General features: G+C 48.5%; 10 protein-coding genes, 3 rRNA genes and 1 riboswitch. Of the genes, 11 read left to right on the forward strand and 2 right to left on the reverse strand.

All coding sequences use genetic code 11. The annotated features are described in order from the left end of the window. Nucleotides 1-160: 160 nt before the first annotated feature. The 3 genes from MKY85_RS03615 to rrf all read left to right on the forward strand — a co-directional run bounded on the left by MKY85_RS03615 (nt 161) and on the right by rrf (nt 5,141). Nucleotides 161-1,712 (forward strand): 16S ribosomal RNA (locus MKY85_RS03615). Between the two features lie 311 nt (nt 1,713-2,023). Then, nucleotides 2,024-4,948: ribosomal RNA gene (locus tag MKY85_RS03620) — 23S ribosomal RNA — on the forward strand. Between the two features lie 76 nt (nt 4,949-5,024). Beyond that, nucleotides 5,025-5,141, forward strand: a 5S ribosomal RNA gene (rrf, locus tag MKY85_RS03625). Together the 16S, 23S and 5S rRNA genes form the textbook arrangement of a ribosomal RNA operon. A 178-nt stretch (nt 5,142-5,319) precedes the next feature. Here the strand turns inward: rrf and MKY85_RS03630 are convergent. Beyond that, nucleotides 5,320-5,871 carry an NADPH-dependent FMN reductase gene (locus tag MKY85_RS03630; protein ID WP_342571801.1) on the reverse strand — a complete coding sequence of 184 codons (552 nt, stop codon included), beginning with the start codon at nt 5,869-5,871 and terminating at the stop codon, nt 5,320-5,322. A gap of 301 nt (nt 5,872-6,172) precedes the next feature. Here MKY85_RS03630 and MKY85_RS03635 point away from each other — a divergent pair, with 301 nt between their 5' ends. Next, entirely contained in the window at nt 6,173-7,174 is a 1,002-nt protein-coding gene (locus MKY85_RS03635) for a ketoacyl-ACP synthase III (protein ID WP_342571802.1), read from the forward strand. Between the two features lie 178 nt (nt 7,175-7,352). On the opposite strand, the gene MKY85_RS03640 is transcribed toward MKY85_RS03635, so the two are convergent. Continuing rightward, nucleotides 7,353-9,287 carry an amidase family protein gene (locus MKY85_RS03640; RefSeq protein ID WP_339239476.1) on the reverse strand — a complete coding sequence of 645 codons (1,935 nt, stop codon included), beginning with the start codon at nt 9,285-9,287 and terminating at the stop codon, nt 7,353-7,355. A 372-nt stretch (nt 9,288-9,659) separates the two neighbouring features. On the opposite strand from MKY85_RS03640, the gene MKY85_RS03645 reads away from it, so the two are divergent. From MKY85_RS03645 to purB, 7 genes are all read left to right on the forward strand, one after another. Further along, nucleotides 9,660-11,789: a DNA topoisomerase III gene (locus MKY85_RS03645; protein ID WP_342571803.1), complete on the forward strand. Its 2,130-nt coding sequence runs from the start codon at nt 9,660-9,662 to the stop codon at nt 11,787-11,789. 160 nt (nt 11,790-11,949) lie between these two features. Next, the gene (locus MKY85_RS03650) at nt 11,950-12,087 is read left to right on the forward strand and encodes a hypothetical protein (protein ID WP_278296959.1); all 138 of its coding nucleotides are present in this window, start codon (nt 11,950-11,952) and stop codon (nt 12,085-12,087) included. A gap of 136 nt (nt 12,088-12,223) precedes the next feature. Beyond that, nucleotides 12,224-12,487 (forward strand): DUF1294 domain-containing protein, encoded by a 264-nt coding sequence (locus MKY85_RS03655; RefSeq protein WP_017690702.1) that lies wholly within the window; start codon nt 12,224-12,226, stop codon nt 12,485-12,487. Nucleotides 12,488-12,671: 184 nt separating this feature from the next. Beyond that, a complete protein-coding gene (locus tag MKY85_RS03660; protein WP_339239478.1) occupies nt 12,672-13,106 on the forward strand; it encodes a universal stress protein in 435 nt (144 codons plus the stop codon). Between the two features lie 270 nt (nt 13,107-13,376). Further along, a riboswitch (purine riboswitch) is annotated at nt 13,377-13,478 on the forward strand. Between the two features lie 194 nt (nt 13,479-13,672). Continuing rightward, nucleotides 13,673-14,158, forward strand: a complete 486-nt coding sequence (purE, locus tag MKY85_RS03665; RefSeq protein WP_017690699.1) for a 5-(carboxyamino)imidazole ribonucleotide mutase — start codon at nt 13,673-13,675, stop codon at nt 14,156-14,158. Beyond that, nucleotides 14,155-15,357, forward strand: a complete 1,203-nt coding sequence (gene purK, locus MKY85_RS03670; RefSeq protein ID WP_342571804.1) for a 5-(carboxyamino)imidazole ribonucleotide synthase — start codon at nt 14,155-14,157, stop codon at nt 15,355-15,357. The genes purE and purK overlap by 4 nt, the downstream gene beginning before the upstream one ends. After that, the gene (gene purB / locus MKY85_RS03675; protein WP_339239480.1) at nt 15,354-16,652 is read left to right on the forward strand and encodes an adenylosuccinate lyase; all 1,299 of its coding nucleotides are present in this window, start codon (nt 15,354-15,356) and stop codon (nt 16,650-16,652) included. The genes purK and purB overlap by 4 nt, the downstream gene beginning before the upstream one ends. The last annotated feature ends 70 nt before the right edge of the window (nt 16,653-16,722 follow it).

A 16,722-nucleotide genomic window follows, 5' to 3' on the forward strand; every position in this document is an offset into this window, starting at 1 on the left:
CAAGTTTGATCTTTGAAAACTGAACAACGAGTGAGTAAACATTCTGCTTGCAGAATGAACGCGAAAGTTTGAAACAAGCCTTGGCTTGAATCGACTGGAGCACAAATGAGATGTTTAATCTCGTCAGATTCAAAATGAGCTTATCGCTCTTTTCAATACTTTATTGGAGAGTTTGATCCTGGCTCAGGACGAACGCTGGCGGCATGCCTAATACATGCAAGTCGAGCGGAGTTGATAAGAAGCTTGCTTCTTTGAGACTTAGCGGCGGACGGGTGAGTAACACGTAGGCAACCTGCCCTCAAGTTTGGGACAACTACCGGAAACGGTAGCTAATACCGAATAATTGTTTTCTTCGCCTGAAGGAAACTGGAAAGACGGAGCAATCTGTCACTTGGGGATGGGCCTGCGGCGCATTAGCTAGTTGGTGGGGTAACGGCTCACCAAGGCGACGATGCGTAGCCGACCTGAGAGGGTGATCGGCCACACTGGGACTGAGACACGGCCCAGACTCCTACGGGAGGCAGCAGTAGGGAATCTTCCGCAATGGGCGAAAGCCTGACGGAGCAATGCCGCGTGAGTGATGAAGGTTTTCGGATCGTAAAGCTCTGTTGCCAGGGAAGAACGCTTGGGAGAGTAACTGCTCTCAAGGTGACGGTACCTGAGAAGAAAGCCCCGGCTAACTACGTGCCAGCAGCCGCGGTAATACGTAGGGGGCAAGCGTTGTCCGGAATTATTGGGCGTAAAGCGCGCGCAGGCGGTCATTTAAGTCTGGTGTTTAATCCCGGGGCTCAACCCCGGATCGCACTGGAAACTGGGTGACTTGAGTGCAGAAGAGGAGAGTGGAATTCCACGTGTAGCGGTGAAATGCGTAGATATGTGGAGGAACACCAGTGGCGAAGGCGACTCTCTGGGCTGTAACTGACGCTGAGGCGCGAAAGCGTGGGGAGCAAACAGGATTAGATACCCTGGTAGTCCACGCCGTAAACGATGAGTGCTAGGTGTTAGGGGTTTCGATACCCTTGGTGCCGAAGTTAACACATTAAGCACTCCGCCTGGGGAGTACGGTCGCAAGACTGAAACTCAAAGGAATTGACGGGGACCCGCACAAGCAGTGGAGTATGTGGTTTAATTCGAAGCAACGCGAAGAACCTTACCAGGTCTTGACATCCCTCTGATCGATGCAGAGATGTATCTTTCCTTCGGGACAGAGGAGACAGGTGGTGCATGGTTGTCGTCAGCTCGTGTCGTGAGATGTTGGGTTAAGTCCCGCAACGAGCGCAACCCTTGATCTTAGTTGCCAGCACTTCGGGTGGGCACTCTAAGGTGACTGCCGGTGACAAACCGGAGGAAGGTGGGGATGACGTCAAATCATCATGCCCCTTATGACCTGGGCTACACACGTACTACAATGGCCGGTACAACGGGCTGTGAAGCCGCGAGGTGGAACGAATCCTAAAAAGCCGGTCTCAGTTCGGATTGCAGGCTGCAACTCGCCTGCATGAAGTCGGAATTGCTAGTAATCGCGGATCAGCATGCCGCGGTGAATACGTTCCCGGGTCTTGTACACACCGCCCGTCACACCACGAGAGTTTATAACACCCGAAGTCGGTGGGGTAACCGCAAGGAGCCAGCCGCCGAAGGTGGGATAGATGATTGGGGTGAAGTCGTAACAAGGTAGCCGTATCGGAAGGTGCGGCTGGATCACCTCCTTTCTATGGAGAATCGTTTCCCGCGTGGAAACATTCAAATACAAAATCTAGCCAGGTCGGCTAGTTACTCACTCGTTGCTCAGTTTTGAGAGCTCAAACTCTCAAACAGCTTGCTTTTGCATGGAGCTTGTTCTTTGAAAACTAGATATCGAAACGAAAGTAAATGCGAATTAGAACATTCCTTTTTAGCTGAACTTGTGTAAACAAGTTTCAATAAAAACGGTAGATTGCACGTACGATGGTATCGAATGGGAGCGACTTTTGGCTTTGCGCAAGCAAAACAAGGGAAGCGAGCAGTCGAAACCGGAGCACGAGGTTAAGCTACTAAGAGCACACGGAGGATGCCTAGGCGCTAGGAGCCGATGAAGGACGTGGCGAACAACGAAACTGCCTCGGGGAGCTGTAAGCAAGCTTTGATCCGGGGGTGTCCGAATGGGGAAACCCAGCTGGGGTAATTTCCAGTTACTCATAACTGAATACATAGGTTGTGTAGAGGCATACCAGGGGAACTGAAACATCTAAGTACCCTGAGGAAGAGAAAACAATAGTGATTCCGTCAGTAGCGGCGAGCGAACGCGGAGAAGCCCAAACCAGAGAGCTTGCTCTTTGGGGTTGTGGGACGTCTCACATGGAGTTACAAAGGAACCGGTTAAGCGAAGAGGTCTGGAAAGGCCCGCCAAAGAAGGTAAAAGCCCTGTAGTTGAAAGTCTGTTCCCTCCGAGACGGATCCCGAGTAGTGCGGGGCACGTGAAACCCCGTATGAATCCGGCAGGACCATCTGCCAAGGCTAAATACTTCCTAGCGACCGATAGTGAAGCAGTACCGTGAGGGAAAGGTGAAAAGCACCCCGGAAGGGGAGTGAAATAGAACCTGAAACCGTGTGCTTACAAAAAGTCAGAGCCCGTTTTAGGGGTGATGGCGTGCCTTTTGTAGAATGAACCGGCGAGTTACGTTCCCGTGCAAGGTTAAGGTGAAGAGCCGGAGCCGCAGCGAAAGCGAGTCTGAATAGGGCGATGTAGTACGTGGACGTAGACCCGAAACCGGGTGATCTACCCCTGTCCAGGGTGAAGGTGCGGTAACACGCACTGGAGGCCCGAACCCACGCACGTTGAAAAGTGCGGGGATGAGGTGGGGGTAGCGGAGAAATTCCAATCGAACTCGGAGATAGCTGGTTCTCCCCGAAATAGCTTTAGGGCTAGCCTCGGAAAACAGAGTCGTGGAGGTAGAGCACTGATTGGGTGCGGGGCCCGCAAGGGTTACCAAGCTCAGTCAAACTCCGAATGCCATAGACTTACTTCCGGGAGTCAGACAGTGAGTGCTAAGATCCATTGTCAAAAGGGAAACAGCCCAGACCATCAGCTAAGGTCCCCAAGTGTGTGTTAAGTGGGAAAGGATGTGGAGTTGCACAGACAACCAGGATGTTGGCTTAGAAGCAGCCACCATTGAAAGAGTGCGTAATAGCTCACTGGTCGAGTGACTCTGCGCCGAAAATGTAACGGGGCTAAACACACCACCGAAGCTATGGCTTGATGCTTGCATCAGGGGTAGGGGAGCGTTGTATAAGGGTTGAAGGTGTACCGTAAGGAGCGCTGGACATTATACAAGTGAGAATGCCGGTATGAGTAACGAAAAGATCAGTGAGAATCTGATCCGCCGAAAGCCTAAGGGTTCCTGAGGAAGGCTCGTCCGCTCAGGGTAAGTCGGGACCTAAGGCGAGGCCGAAAGGCGTAGTCGAAGGACAACAGGTCGAAATTCCTGTACCACCGTAAGCCGTTATGAGCAATGGGGGGACGCAGTAGGGTAGTGACGCGGACTGATGGATGTCCGTCTAAGCAGTAAGGCTGATGTGTAGGCAAATCCGCACATCATAAGGCTGAGCTGTGATGGGGAGCGAAAATTGTAGTAGCGAAGGTCATGATCTCACACTGCCAAGAAAAGCCTCTAGCCAGGTGAAGGTGCCCGTACCGCAAACCGACACAGGTAGGCGAGAAGAGTATTCTAAGGCGCGCGGAAGAACTCTCGTTAAGGAACTCGGCAAAATGACCCCGTAACTTCGGGAGAAGGGGTGCCCCGGTAGTGTGAATAGCACGAGGGGGCCGCAGTGAAAAGGCCCAAGCGACTGTTTAGCAAAAACACAGGTCTGTGCGAAGCCGTAAGGCGAAGTATACGGGCTGACGCCTGCCCGGTGCTGGAAGGTTAAGGGGAGTGGTTAGGAGCAATCCGAAGCTGTGAACCGAAGCCCCAGTAAACGGCGGCCGTAACTATAACGGTCCTAAGGTAGCGAAATTCCTTGTCAGGTAAATTCTGACCCGCACGAATGGCGTAACGACTTGGGCGCTGTCTCAACGAGAGATCCGGTGAAATTTTAATACCTGTGAAGATGCAGGTTACCCGCGACAAGACGGAAAGACCCCATGGAGCTTTACTGCAGCTTGATATTGAATTTGGGTACGATCTGTACAGGATAGGTGGGAGCCTTTGAAACGTGAGCGCCAGCTTGCGTGGAGGCAACGTTGGGATACCACCCTGATCGTATCTAGGTTCTAACCTGGTACCGTAATCCGGTGCGGGGACAGTGTCAGGTGGGCAGTTTGACTGGGGCGGTCGCCTCCTAAAGAGTAACGGAGGCGCCCAAAGGTTCCCTCAGAATGGTTGGAAATCATTCGAAGAGTGCAAAGGCATAAGGGAGCTTGACTGCGAGACCTACAAGTCGAGCAGGGACGAAAGTCGGGCTTAGTGATCCGGTGGTACCGCATGGAAGGGCCATCGCTCAACGGATAAAAGCTACCCTGGGGATAACAGGCTTATCTCCCCCAAGAGTCCACATCGACGGGGAGGTTTGGCACCTCGATGTCGGCTCATCGCATCCTGGGGCTGAAGTAGGTCCCAAGGGTTGGGCTGTTCGCCCATTAAAGCGGTACGCGAGCTGGGTTCAGAACGTCGTGAGACAGTTCGGTCCCTATCTGTCGTGGGCGTAGGAAATTTGAGAGGAGCTGTCCTTAGTACGAGAGGACCGGGATGGACGTACCGCTGGTGTACCAGTTGTTCCGCCAGGAGCACCGCTGGGTAGCTATGTACGGACGGGATAAACGCTGAAAGCATCTAAGCGTGAAGCCCCCCTCAAGATGAGATTTCCCAGTATGTAAGACCCCTTGAAGACGACGAGGTAGATAGGCTGGGGGTGGAAGTGCAGCAATGCATGGAGCTGACCAGTACTAATCGGTCGAGGGCTTATCCAAATATGCAAGTTGTAGTTCGCATGTTTCGTTTCGAATCTAGTTTTCAGAGAACGATCTCTGAAATGTAAGCTACGCGTTTGGTGGCGATGGCGGAGGGGTTCCACACGTACCCATCCCGAACACGACCGTTAAGCCCTCTAGCGCCGATGGTACTTGGACCGCAGGGTCCTGGGAGAGTAGGATGCCGCCAAGCAATCGAAGGACACACTTGATCATATCGAGTGTGTCTTTTTTATTTTAATCCTAAATACTTATATAAACCTTAACAGCCCTGGTAAATAACCAAGGCTGTTTTTTATTTCAATATTTATGAGAATGTTAAATAACTTTAAAAGGATCATTTCTCTATCAGGGATTAGTACAACATTTGTCTAGCCTTTTATTTGATTGCAAGCATCCTCAAGGATTGAAAGGGAGTTCTGCAATGCATGCTGGGTTTCCGAATCAATGATGACGCCTTGTTTGTTCATTTTCAAGGTAATATGAGGAATAATTAAACAGCCCTCCTGTAGAACTTGTGCATTGATCATGTTTAGTGTCAGCAATAAGGAAGCATGGGCTTTGTCACCTCCCATGGGGCTTGGGGAAGCAGCGATGGCAATAGTGGGTTTATTGAGCCATTCTCCAGAAGATACAACCCAATCTAGTGCGTTTTTTAAGACCCCGGGAACACCATTTCCATACTCTGGCGTGCAGATAAGGACACCGTCCGAATGCTTAAGTTGGGCTCTCAAGTTCTGTATGGACACTGGACCCTCCTCGACATCGAGGTCAGGGTTAAAATGCGGCAGATCATTTAATCCATCGTATACTTCAAACTTAAGGTTAGTGTGAGCCAGCTTAATTATGGCGTGCATTAGTAACGTATTGGAGGACTGATTGCGTAGACTTCCGGAAATGGCAAGGATATTTAATTCTTTCATGGGTATAGGTCATCTCTATTCTTTAGTAATGTAGGGTAATCTGTTTATTTTCCCCCTGTTGGAATGAACTGTCTATAAAAAACGCATTTAATTAAGAGATTCTTCATGTTAGTCAGGGGATATTCACAATTCTTCATCAAAAATGCATGCCATCGTTTGTATTGCTCTGGGTAATAAATGAAGAGATCATTTTAAAATAAACAACTAACGAAAGAATCATAATAAATATTTTATAAAATTAGTACCAAGTCCTAATACTTAGTGCTATAATGATGAAAAACCAAATGAGGTGAATGCCGATATGAATCATCAATCAAAGGCAACGATCACGGCAATGGGAGCATATGTACCGGATCGAATATTAACGAATGCTGATCTGGAGAAATTAGTCGAGACAAGTGACGAATGGATTGTGCAACGTACAGGCATGAGAGAACGGCGAATTGCAGCTGAAGACCAATATGTATCTGACCTGGCTACGAAGGCTGTAGAAGATATGATAACTCGTTATGGAGTTAGTATAGAAGATGTGGATATGATTCTTGTGGCTACCAGCACACCTGAATATGCATTTCCAAGTACGGCATCCAGAGTACAGGCTAATCTTAAGATCCACCACACGGGTGTACTTGATCTAAATGCGGCATGCGCTGGTTTTTCCTACGGGCTGCAGCTTGCTGACAGTCTGGTGACCAGTGGAATGTACCGCAAAGTGCTAGTTATCGGCGCAGAGACGTTATCCAAAATTACGGATTACACAGACCGCACGACTTGTGTCCTGTTTGGGGACGGAGCTGGAGCCTTCTTGGTTGAGAGAGCTGCACATGATGAAGGTGACTTTATGGCAGCGATATCCGGTACGCATGGAGAAGGCGGTATCCATCTTTATAAGAGTGGTCTGTCTTCAGAGATGGATGGAGTGCCTTTACAGGGCGAAGGTTGTTTGGTTCAGAATGGACGAGAGGTATATAAGTGGGCTGTACGGACGATTCCAGAGCAATTGGATAAGCTTATAGGAAAAGCTGAATTAAGACCTGAACAGATTGACTGGTTTGTCCCGCATAGTGCCAACATGAGAATGATTGAGGCTGTTTGCGAACGTGGCCCGGTCCCTTTGGAACGTACTTTAACCAGCGTCGAGTATCGTGGAAACACATCTGCTGCCTCCATTCCGCTTGCTTTACAGCTTGCAGTGGATGAAGGGAAATTGAAAGAAGGACAGACTGTAGCTCTCTTTGGTTTTGGCGGTGGTCTGACTTACGCAGGTCTGGTGCTGAAGTGGGGCGTACCGGACAAAGTTTAGTAATGGATAACATACGACTGTATGCAACACAAAAATAAATAGAGAAAATAAAAGAGACCACCCGGACTCCATTCAGTCATGAAGAGGGTGGTCTCTTTAGTGAGAACTCGTTTAAATAAAATGATATGAATGCATCTGTTTTTTGTGTTAACAGGAAATGCTTAATCCCATAAATATTTTACGGCGTAAGCTTAGGCGCTTGGCGGTGATGTGTACCTTGTTCGTAGCTGTAAGCCAGCTTGATCAAAGTTCCTTCATCAAAGGCACGACCCAAGAACTCCATGCCTACAGGCAGACCATCGGTTGTGAAACCAGCAGGAACCGTGATCGCCGGGAAGCCGGAGAATGGACTCAAACGGTTGTTACCACCAGAGTTTTGTCCTTCGCCAATAACACCAGCGGCTTGTGTGGACGTAGGATAGATGATGGCATCCAGATTATTATCTGCCATTACTTTCAGCAAGGATTCACGTGTAACTTGGGTACGTTTCAGGACGATATCCTTATATTCGGTAGTCTCCAGGGTTTGGCGTGCATCCCGAGTCTTCATGGATTGTTCTTGGGACTTATCAAACTCTCCGGAAGCGATGATCTCGGACAGACTGTGGTATGGAGCATCTGCACCCAATGATTCCAAATAGTCATTCAGCTGGAACTTGAATTCATATCCACTAAGGCTTGGGTATTTGTTGATCTCAGCCAAGTTCGGGATAGAAATTGGAACTGCGGTAGCGCCAAGTGATTTCAATTCTTCAACAGCTGTGTTGATTACGTCAGCAACGGCTTTTTCTTCAGCTTTGGTACTTGGGATGAGTTCGGTGGCCACACCGATGCGCGCACCTTTCAGTCCATTTACATCCAAGAAGTCAGTGTAGCTGGAAGGGATTTTCCCAACCGCGTAAGCTGTAGCGACATCTTTTTTGTCATAGCCGGCTGTAGCATCCAGCATGATTGCGGCATCACTTACGGTACGAGCCATTGGTCCACCGACATCCTGTGTCAAAGCCAATGGGATAATGCCTTCACGGCTGGATAGTCCGATGGTTGGGCGGATACCCACAAGGCTGTTGAAGCTGGAAGGGATTCGGATCGAACCGCCAGTGTCTGTACCCATGCCAGCTGCGGCAAAGTTAGATGCAATGGCAGCGCCTGTTCCACCGCTTGAGCCACCTGGATAGTGGTCCAGGGCGTATGGATTCAATGTTTGTCCACCCAATGAGCTGGATGTTGTGATGCCAAATGCGAATTCATGCAGGTTTGTTTTGCCCAAGATAATGGCGCCAGCTGCTTTGAGTTTCTTCACTTGTTCAGCATCGTGAGCAGGAATGGAATCCTTAAGACAGATACAACCTGCAGTTGTCGGCATGTCATTGGTATCGAAATTGTCTTTCACCAGAATTGGAACGCCATGCAGAGGTCCGCGGGCACCTTGAGCTGCACGTTCTTCATCCAATTGCTCCGCGATTTGGAGCGCATCCGGGTTCAGGGTTAATACCGCATTGATGCTTACACCCTGATCATCGTATTTTTCAATGCGGTCCAGATATTTCTGAACCAGTTCTTTTGATGTCAGTTTTCCTTGCGTCATAGCGGCCTGGAGATCCATGATGGTTGCTTCCTCCAGGACAAACGGTTTTATGTAATTATAGATGCGATCTTTCAGTATGGAGAGGTCATTCTCGGTAAGTACAGCATTTGGAAGGAAGAGGGATTCCGTATAGCCTTTCATCAACCCCGCAGTGTTCAATGCACCGACAGCACCTGCAAAGGTGGATTCATCCGGGACATCCTTGAATGATTCGGTAGTCGAATCCAGCTTGAGCCATTGTTGCAAGGCAACCGCAGCATCTTTACGTTGTACGGTTGTTCCGGAGAGCTTGTCCATGGTAAAAGGAACACCTGCAAGTGTAGCGGCTTCTTCCATGGCTTGAACAAATGCTGCCGGCGTAGCAGGCGCTTTCCCTTTGGAGACAGCTGCTACTGTTGTTTTGCTTGTAGGCGTTGCCGTTGCGGCTGATGCCGAAGGTAATGTTCCTCCCCATGTTGTGGCAACGACAGCTCCCGCCAGTAACAAAGCCCCACTTTTTTTCAATACAGATCCATGATAAGTCATGCATCCACGCTCCCTTCCTGTGTCTCATTGATGTGTGTTAACAGCGATTCTGTTTCTATGCTTTTGACACATTGTATAGTTATGTTAGGTAATCTTACAAGGTTTATATTTATCCAAAAAAACGTATACATCAATATCGATCGGTATAAAACCTTATCCATGCTTCTATTTACTTGATCACAGTAAAACTATTAATTATTCTTATGTAAATAAATGTGACATGAATTCGATATATTGATTAAACATTAGAAACAGAATGGGAGTAAGATGAGGGAATGGAGATCACAGAGCATACCTTTAGTGCGAGATGATATAATGAAAAGATAGGAATAAAAGAGACATAACGTTCTACCAGAGAGGAAGAGATATGAAGTGAAGACATTAGTACTCGCAGAAAAACCATCTGTAGCACGCGAAATAGCCAGAGTTATGGGCGCGCGTGATAAACATAAAAGTTATATGGAAGGCCCGAAATATATCGTTACCTGGGCGCTGGGGCATCTGGTTGGATTAGCTGAGCCAGAGGATTACGATAAGAAGTATGCCACATGGAATCTGGAGGATTTGCCGATTCTGCCAGAGCGTACGAAACTGAAGGTACTGAAAGAGACCAATCATCAATATAAAGCCGTACAGCAGTTGATGAAACGTCAGGATGTGGGCGAGCTGGTCATTGCCACAGATGCGGCCCGTGAGGGTGAATTGCTGGCCCGTTGGATCATGCAGATGGCGGGGTGGAAAAAATCATTCAAACGTCTATGGATTTCATCTCAGACAGATAAGGCGATCAAAGACGGATTTGCTTCGCTAAAGCCAGGCAGTCAGTTCGACCGTCTCTATGAATCAGCACGTTGCCGGGCAGAGGCCGACTGGATGATTGGACTTAACGTGACTCGTGCGCTAACTGTTCGTTTCAATGCGCAGTTGTCTGCTGGACGGGTGCAAACGCCGACCTTGGGCATGATTATGGATAGAGAAAATGAAATTAATGGGTTTCGCTCTCAGGAGTATGAGACGTTAACGGCAGATTTAGGAGATTTTCAGGCTGTGTGGCGGGCAGCAGGGGGAGATTCGCGCATATTCAACCCTCAAGAAATGCAAGAATTGAAGAAGCGGGTAGACGGGCGTAAGGGCACGATTGCCCAGGTGAAGAAAAGTGAGAAAGTAGAGCCACATCCACTGGCATATGACCTGACGGAACTGCAGCGGGATGCCAACCGGAAATATGGTTTCTCGGCAAAGCAAACCTCAAATGTCCTGCAACGTCTATATGAGCAGCACAAACTCGTGACGTACCCACGTACGGACAGCCGATATCTGACTGCCGACATGACAGCTACATTGAAAGAACGTCTGGACAGTGTAGCCATTGGACCTTATGCGTCTCTGGCACGTCCTTTGCTGCGCAAAAATCTGAATATCACCAAACGTATTGTGGATGACAGCAAAGTGACCGATCACCATGCCATTATTCCCACGGAGCAAACGGTACTTCTGAATCAATTGAACCCGGAGGAACGCAAATTGTACGATCTGATTGTACGTCGTTTTATCAGCCTGTTCTATCCGGCAGCGAAGTACGATTCGGTTGCAATCACGGTTCAAGTGGGGAATGATTCCTTCCATGTCAAAGGTACAACGGTGAAAGAAAGCGGATGGCGCGAAGTGTACGGCGGTGATTACAGCGATGATGACGATGACCGTGCTGACGATGCAGCAGACCATGAGCGTGCGCTTTTGCCTGATGTGCAGCAAGGACAGTCCGTGACGGTTCAGCGTTGCCATATTAAAAGTGGACGGACGATGCCGCCTAAACGGTATACCGAAGCCGCTTTACTTTCCCAGATGGAAAAGCATGGACTCGGCACTGCGGCTACACGGGCGGATATTATTGAGAAGCTGGTCAGTTCCGATACGATAGATCGTCAAGGCAACAGTATGCATCCAACCGGCAAAGGAAAACAGTTAATTGAACTGGCTGCTCCGCAGCTGCGTACACCGGATCTGACTGCCCGCTGGGAAGCTGAACTGGAGCGCATCGCTCGTGGGCAAGGACAGCCAGGCCCTTTCCTGGACAGCATTCGTTCTATGGCCAAAGAGCTGGTGTCAACGGTAAAAGGCAGCAAAGCAGAATACAAGCCGCATAATGTGTCCAATAGCCACTGCCCTGACTGCAATGCGCGATTATTGGAGAAGAAGGGCAAGCGCGGCAAGTTCCTTGTATGTCCTACGGAGGACTGTGGATATCGTCGTTCGGCCGAGAAAAGATTGTCCAATCGTCGTTGTGCGCAGTGCCACAAAAAGATGGAAATCAAAGAAGGCAAAGCGGGGCTATACGTGCAATGTCTGCCTTGTGGTATTACAGAAACATTGAATAAGGACAAACAGCATGTGAACAAACGCGATCAGCAAAAACTCGTGAAACAATATGCGAAGCAGGAGTCCATTGGGTCTAACCTTGGAGAGCTGTTGAAGGCGGCTATGGAGAAAAAGGGAGAGTAGAGCAAGCTCTGAGTTAGGACAGATCGCATCCTCATGTAACGCTAGTTGCGAATAACTGGCGCTATGGAAAGTGATTGCTGCGTGTGTACCTAATCAACCATGTGAAGGGGTATAAGATCCTCCGTTTTCAGGCAACGTAAGCCAAGGAGGTGATACCCGTATGCCGCACAACAAACCCGAAAAGATCCATAACCAGCAGAACAAAGACAGCATTAGGGAAGAAAACATCGATGTTCGTCCAGCCAAAGCAGCCAAAAGAGTACCCAGTCTGAACGGTATTCCTAAGCAGGAGTCCTAAAATTATCTAAACTGTCGATCTTAACGCGTGCCTCGCAAAATACTGCGGTTCCCCACCGGTGCGTTGAACGTGTCTCTAATGAGGACTATAATGGAGACAGGGAGATGTCCCGGGACAGGGGGATCGCTAGAATTATATGCAAACCGGACTTATATTGTGGTTTTTATTTATTAATGTAGTGGGTTATCTGGTGATGTCGGATGATAAGAGGCGTGCACAACAGCGTCGTGACCGTACACCCGAACGGACGTTATTCTTGCTTGCTTTTATTGGCGGTGCTTTGGGAGTCTGGATCGCGATGTATCGGAAAAGGCATAAGACCAAACATCCCAGCTTCACCATTGGCATTCCGTTGTTATTGTTCCTGAATGCGGTAATCTATGGTTATTTTATTCAATGAACACTTGGAACAAATGCGTAATCGTTCATCGTCACCGTAAGGATTTATATGTAAATTCATTCGTATAAATGGTTCATTGTGGCTCCGGTACGTTTAAGGAGTTATATGGTTATATTAGTTTAATGGATGTCAGACCGAAGCTTGCTTCGCGTGCTCTACATATAAAGGAAGGGACGGGATTCACATGTTATTCTCCAAAATATTAGTGGCTTATGATGGTTCCAAAGCTTCAAATAAAGCACTTGATCGTGCAATTGAGCTAGCCAAAGTGTCCCCGAATGCTGTACTGGATGTCATTCATGCTTTTGATTTCCCGCGTGTATTCATCGGTGAGGGATTGGCGCCTCTGCCACCTTCACTTAATAATGACTACTACAATTTGGCGGTGCAAACAACAGATGAAGCGAAAGAACGACTTCAGGCTGCTGGTGTAACGGCCAATGTAGATCTGATTCAAGGAGCGGCTGCGGAAGTGTTGCTTGATTTTGCCAAAGAAAATGATTCGGATATCATTATTATTGGCAGCCGCGGACTCGGTGGAATTCGGGAATTTGTCCTGGGGAGTGTCAGTCACAATGTGGTGCAGCATGCTCAGGTTCCAGTACTGATCGTAAAATAATGGATGCAGTGTGTACGCACTGAAAAGCAGGAAGCCGGTTGCCTTCGAGAGATTGAAGAGGAGCCGGCTTTCTTTTATGGGATGAAATGGATGTCTAACCGAATTTAATGAAGCAATTCCCGAACATTATATTTGTCAATATGTTAAATGTTCGTCTTTAAGTTGACATTAGCTGTAGGGGATTGTTAAAATGTTAGATGTGTCGATCAGGTAAGAATAAGGTCGAGTAGGAACGAAATGTGTAATAAGAGATTACAAAAATGAACGAAGATAGTTTGATAGATATTTGCTCGTATAACGCCGGGAATAGGGCCCGGAAGTATCTACCCGGGAACCGTAAATTTCCGGACTACGAGGAGATACGGCTGAGAGTCGCATGCAACCAGATGCGGACAGCAAGCCCCCTTTTGGCATGCCCAAATGAGGGATACGTATTTCTTGGAGTCCGGTGTCCGAAGAAAATGTGATGTTTTCGCGGGTAGCGGATTTTTTCATTTCACATGTAATAGGAGTTTCTTATTGGTCAGATGTAATCAAAAAAGCTCAGACGGGAGTTGGATGTATTCATGTCACTGCAAGTCGCTGTAATTATGGGCAGTAAGTCGGATTGGGAAACGATGAAACATGCGTGCGAGGTGTTGGACGAACTGGAAATTGGATATGAGAAAAAAGTGGTCTCCGCCCATCGTACACCGGATTTGATGTTCGAATACGCAGAGCAAGCAATTGATCGAGGATTCAAGGTGATCATTGCAGGCGCAGGCGGGGCAGCACATCTACCCGGTATGGTTGCAGCCAAAACGATGCTTCCAGTCATTGGCGTACCGGTTCAATCCAAAGCATTGAACGGTCTCGATTCCTTGTTGTCCATTGTTCAGATGCCAGGTGGTATTCCCGTCGCAACTGTAGCGATTGGGAAGGCAGGGGCAACGAATGCAGGATTGCTGGCAGCTCAAATGATCGGTGCTTTTGACCCGGATGTCCAACGTCGCTCTGAAGCTCGAAGAGAGCGCATCAAACAAGAAGTACTCGAAAGCAGTGAAGAACTATGAGTAGAGCCGCCAACCAATCCGGCATAGCAGGAGAACTGAAAAATGTCCTGCTACCGGGGAAAACAACTATCGGCATTCTTGGAGGCGGACAGCTGGGACGTATGATGACGCTCGCAGGAACGGCAATGGGGTATCGATTTGTTACCCTTGATCCCGCTTCGGATGCGCCTTGTGGTCAAGTTGCTCGTCAGATTGAAGCGGGATATGACGATGCCAAAGCTGCGCTTGAACTGGCTCGGCAATGTGATGTTATTACGTATGAATTCGAAAATGTGGATGCAGAAGTCGCTGGACTGCTCGAGCGTGAGTCCTACGTTCCGCAAGGAAGTGCGTTGCTGTACACCACACAACATCGATTACGTGAAAAACGTGCAATTGAAGCCGCTGGAGTAAGAGTTGCGCCTTATCGTGAGATCACTAGTGCGGATACGATGCTTGCTGCTGTAAGTGAACTTGGCGTGCCTTGTGTACTGAAGACGGTGACTGGAGGTTACGATGGCAAAGGCCAGCGCGTAATCCGAGAGGCGAAGGAGGCTGTGGCTGCGTATGAAGAGCTCGCAGCTACAGGTGCGGAACTGGTGCTGGAACAATTCATCAAGTTTGAATGCGAGATTTCGGTCGTCGTAGCGCGCAGTACCAATGGAGAGATCAAAACGTTCCCGCCAGCGGAGAACATTCATGTGAATAACATTTTGCATGCTTCCATTGTACCGGCTAGAGTTGCTGCAGACATCCAGATTGAAGCGCAAAAGCTGGCAGCAGCGGTAGCTGAATCGATGAAGGCTGTCGGGCTGCTGGCAGTGGAACTGTTTGTGGCGGCGGATGGAAGACTGTATGTCAACGAACTGGCGCCAAGACCACATAATTCCGGTCACTATACGATGGAAGCTTGTGCCACTTCTCAGTTCGAACAACATATCCGTGCGATCTGCGGATTACCACTTGGGGACACTTCGTTATTGAGCCCGGTCGTCATGGTCAATGTGCTTGGAGAACATCTGGAAGGCATCATCGCCAGAACAGGGCAACCTGATGCAGAAGCGATAGAACTCGGTGTGATTCCCAAGCTTCACATATATGGTAAAACCGAAGCGAAAACAGGACGTAAGATGGGGCATGTGAATCTGCTTTGTCAGGATGTTGAAGAAGGATTGCAATGGATTGAACAAACTAACCTCTGGAGGAATACAAATTCATGATTGAACGTTATAGCAGACCCGAAATGAGAGCCATCTGGACCGAAGAGAACAAATTCCAATCGTGGCTGGAAGTTGAAATATGTGCATGTGAGGCGTGGGCCGAACTGGGTGTAATCCCTAAGGAAGAAGCAGCATTGCTTCGTCAGAACGCATCTTTTGACATCGACCGCATCTATGAGATTGAAAAGGAAACACGTCATGACGTAATCGCATTTACACGTACGGTATCTGAAAGTCTGGGTGCGGAGCGGAAATGGGTGCACTACGGACTGACTTCCACAGATGTCGTGGATACGGCTTTGGGTTATGTACTGCGTCAAGCGAATGAGATTCTGGAGAAGGATATCGTGAATTTCATTGAAATTCTTCGTGAAAAAGCACTGACTTATCAGCACACACCAATGATGGGACGTACGCACGGGGTACATGCAGAGCCAACAACATTTGGACTGAAAATGGCGTTGTGGCATGAAGAGATGAAACGGAACCTGGAGCGTTTCCGTCATGCAGCAGACAACGTACAATACGGCAAAATCTCAGGCGCAGTAGGAACGTACGCGAACATCGATCCATTTGTTGAAGAGTTTGTCTGCGAGAAGTTGGGTACGAAACCGGCGCCAATCTCCACTCAAACACTGCAACGTGACCGTCACGCGGAGTATATGGCTACACTGGCATTGATCGCAACGTCCCTGGACAAGTTCGCAACAGAGGTACGTGCACTGCAGAAGAGTGAATTCCGTGAAGTGGAAGAAGCTTTTGCTAAAGGTCAAAAAGGATCTTCCGCGATGCCGCACAAGCGTAATCCGATCGGTAGTGAAAACATCTCTGGCTTGTCCCGCGTCATTCGCGGACATATGGTATCGGCATATGAGAACGTAACGCTCTGGCATGAACGCGACATCTCGCACTCTTCTGTAGAACGTATCATTCTGCCGGATGCAACGATGTTGCTGAACTACATGTTGAACCGTTTTGGTAACATCGTGAAGAACCTGACGGTATTCCCTGAGAACATGAAACGCAACATGGAGCGCACCTTCGGTGTGCCATTCTCTGGCCGTGTAATGACGAAGCTGATCGACAAAGGCTTCAGCCGTGAGCAAGCATACGATACCGTTCAACCACGTGCGATGCAAGCATGGGAAGAACAACGTCAGTTCCAGGATATCGTGAAATCCACCCCGGAAATCACCGAAGTACTGAACGAAGAGGAAATCGCAGATGCGTTCAACCCGTCATGGCACCTGAAGCACGTCGATACGATCTTCAAAAAGCTAGGTTTGAACGACTAATATATTAAGGCTTTGAATTAGTCTACTCCCTAAAAGTATAGGTTAATTATGTGTTCACGCTGGAACGGAG

The organism is Paenibacillus sp. FSL R5-0749 (assembly GCF_038595085.1).
Classification (GTDB): domain Bacteria; phylum Bacillota; class Bacilli; order Paenibacillales; family Paenibacillaceae; genus Paenibacillus.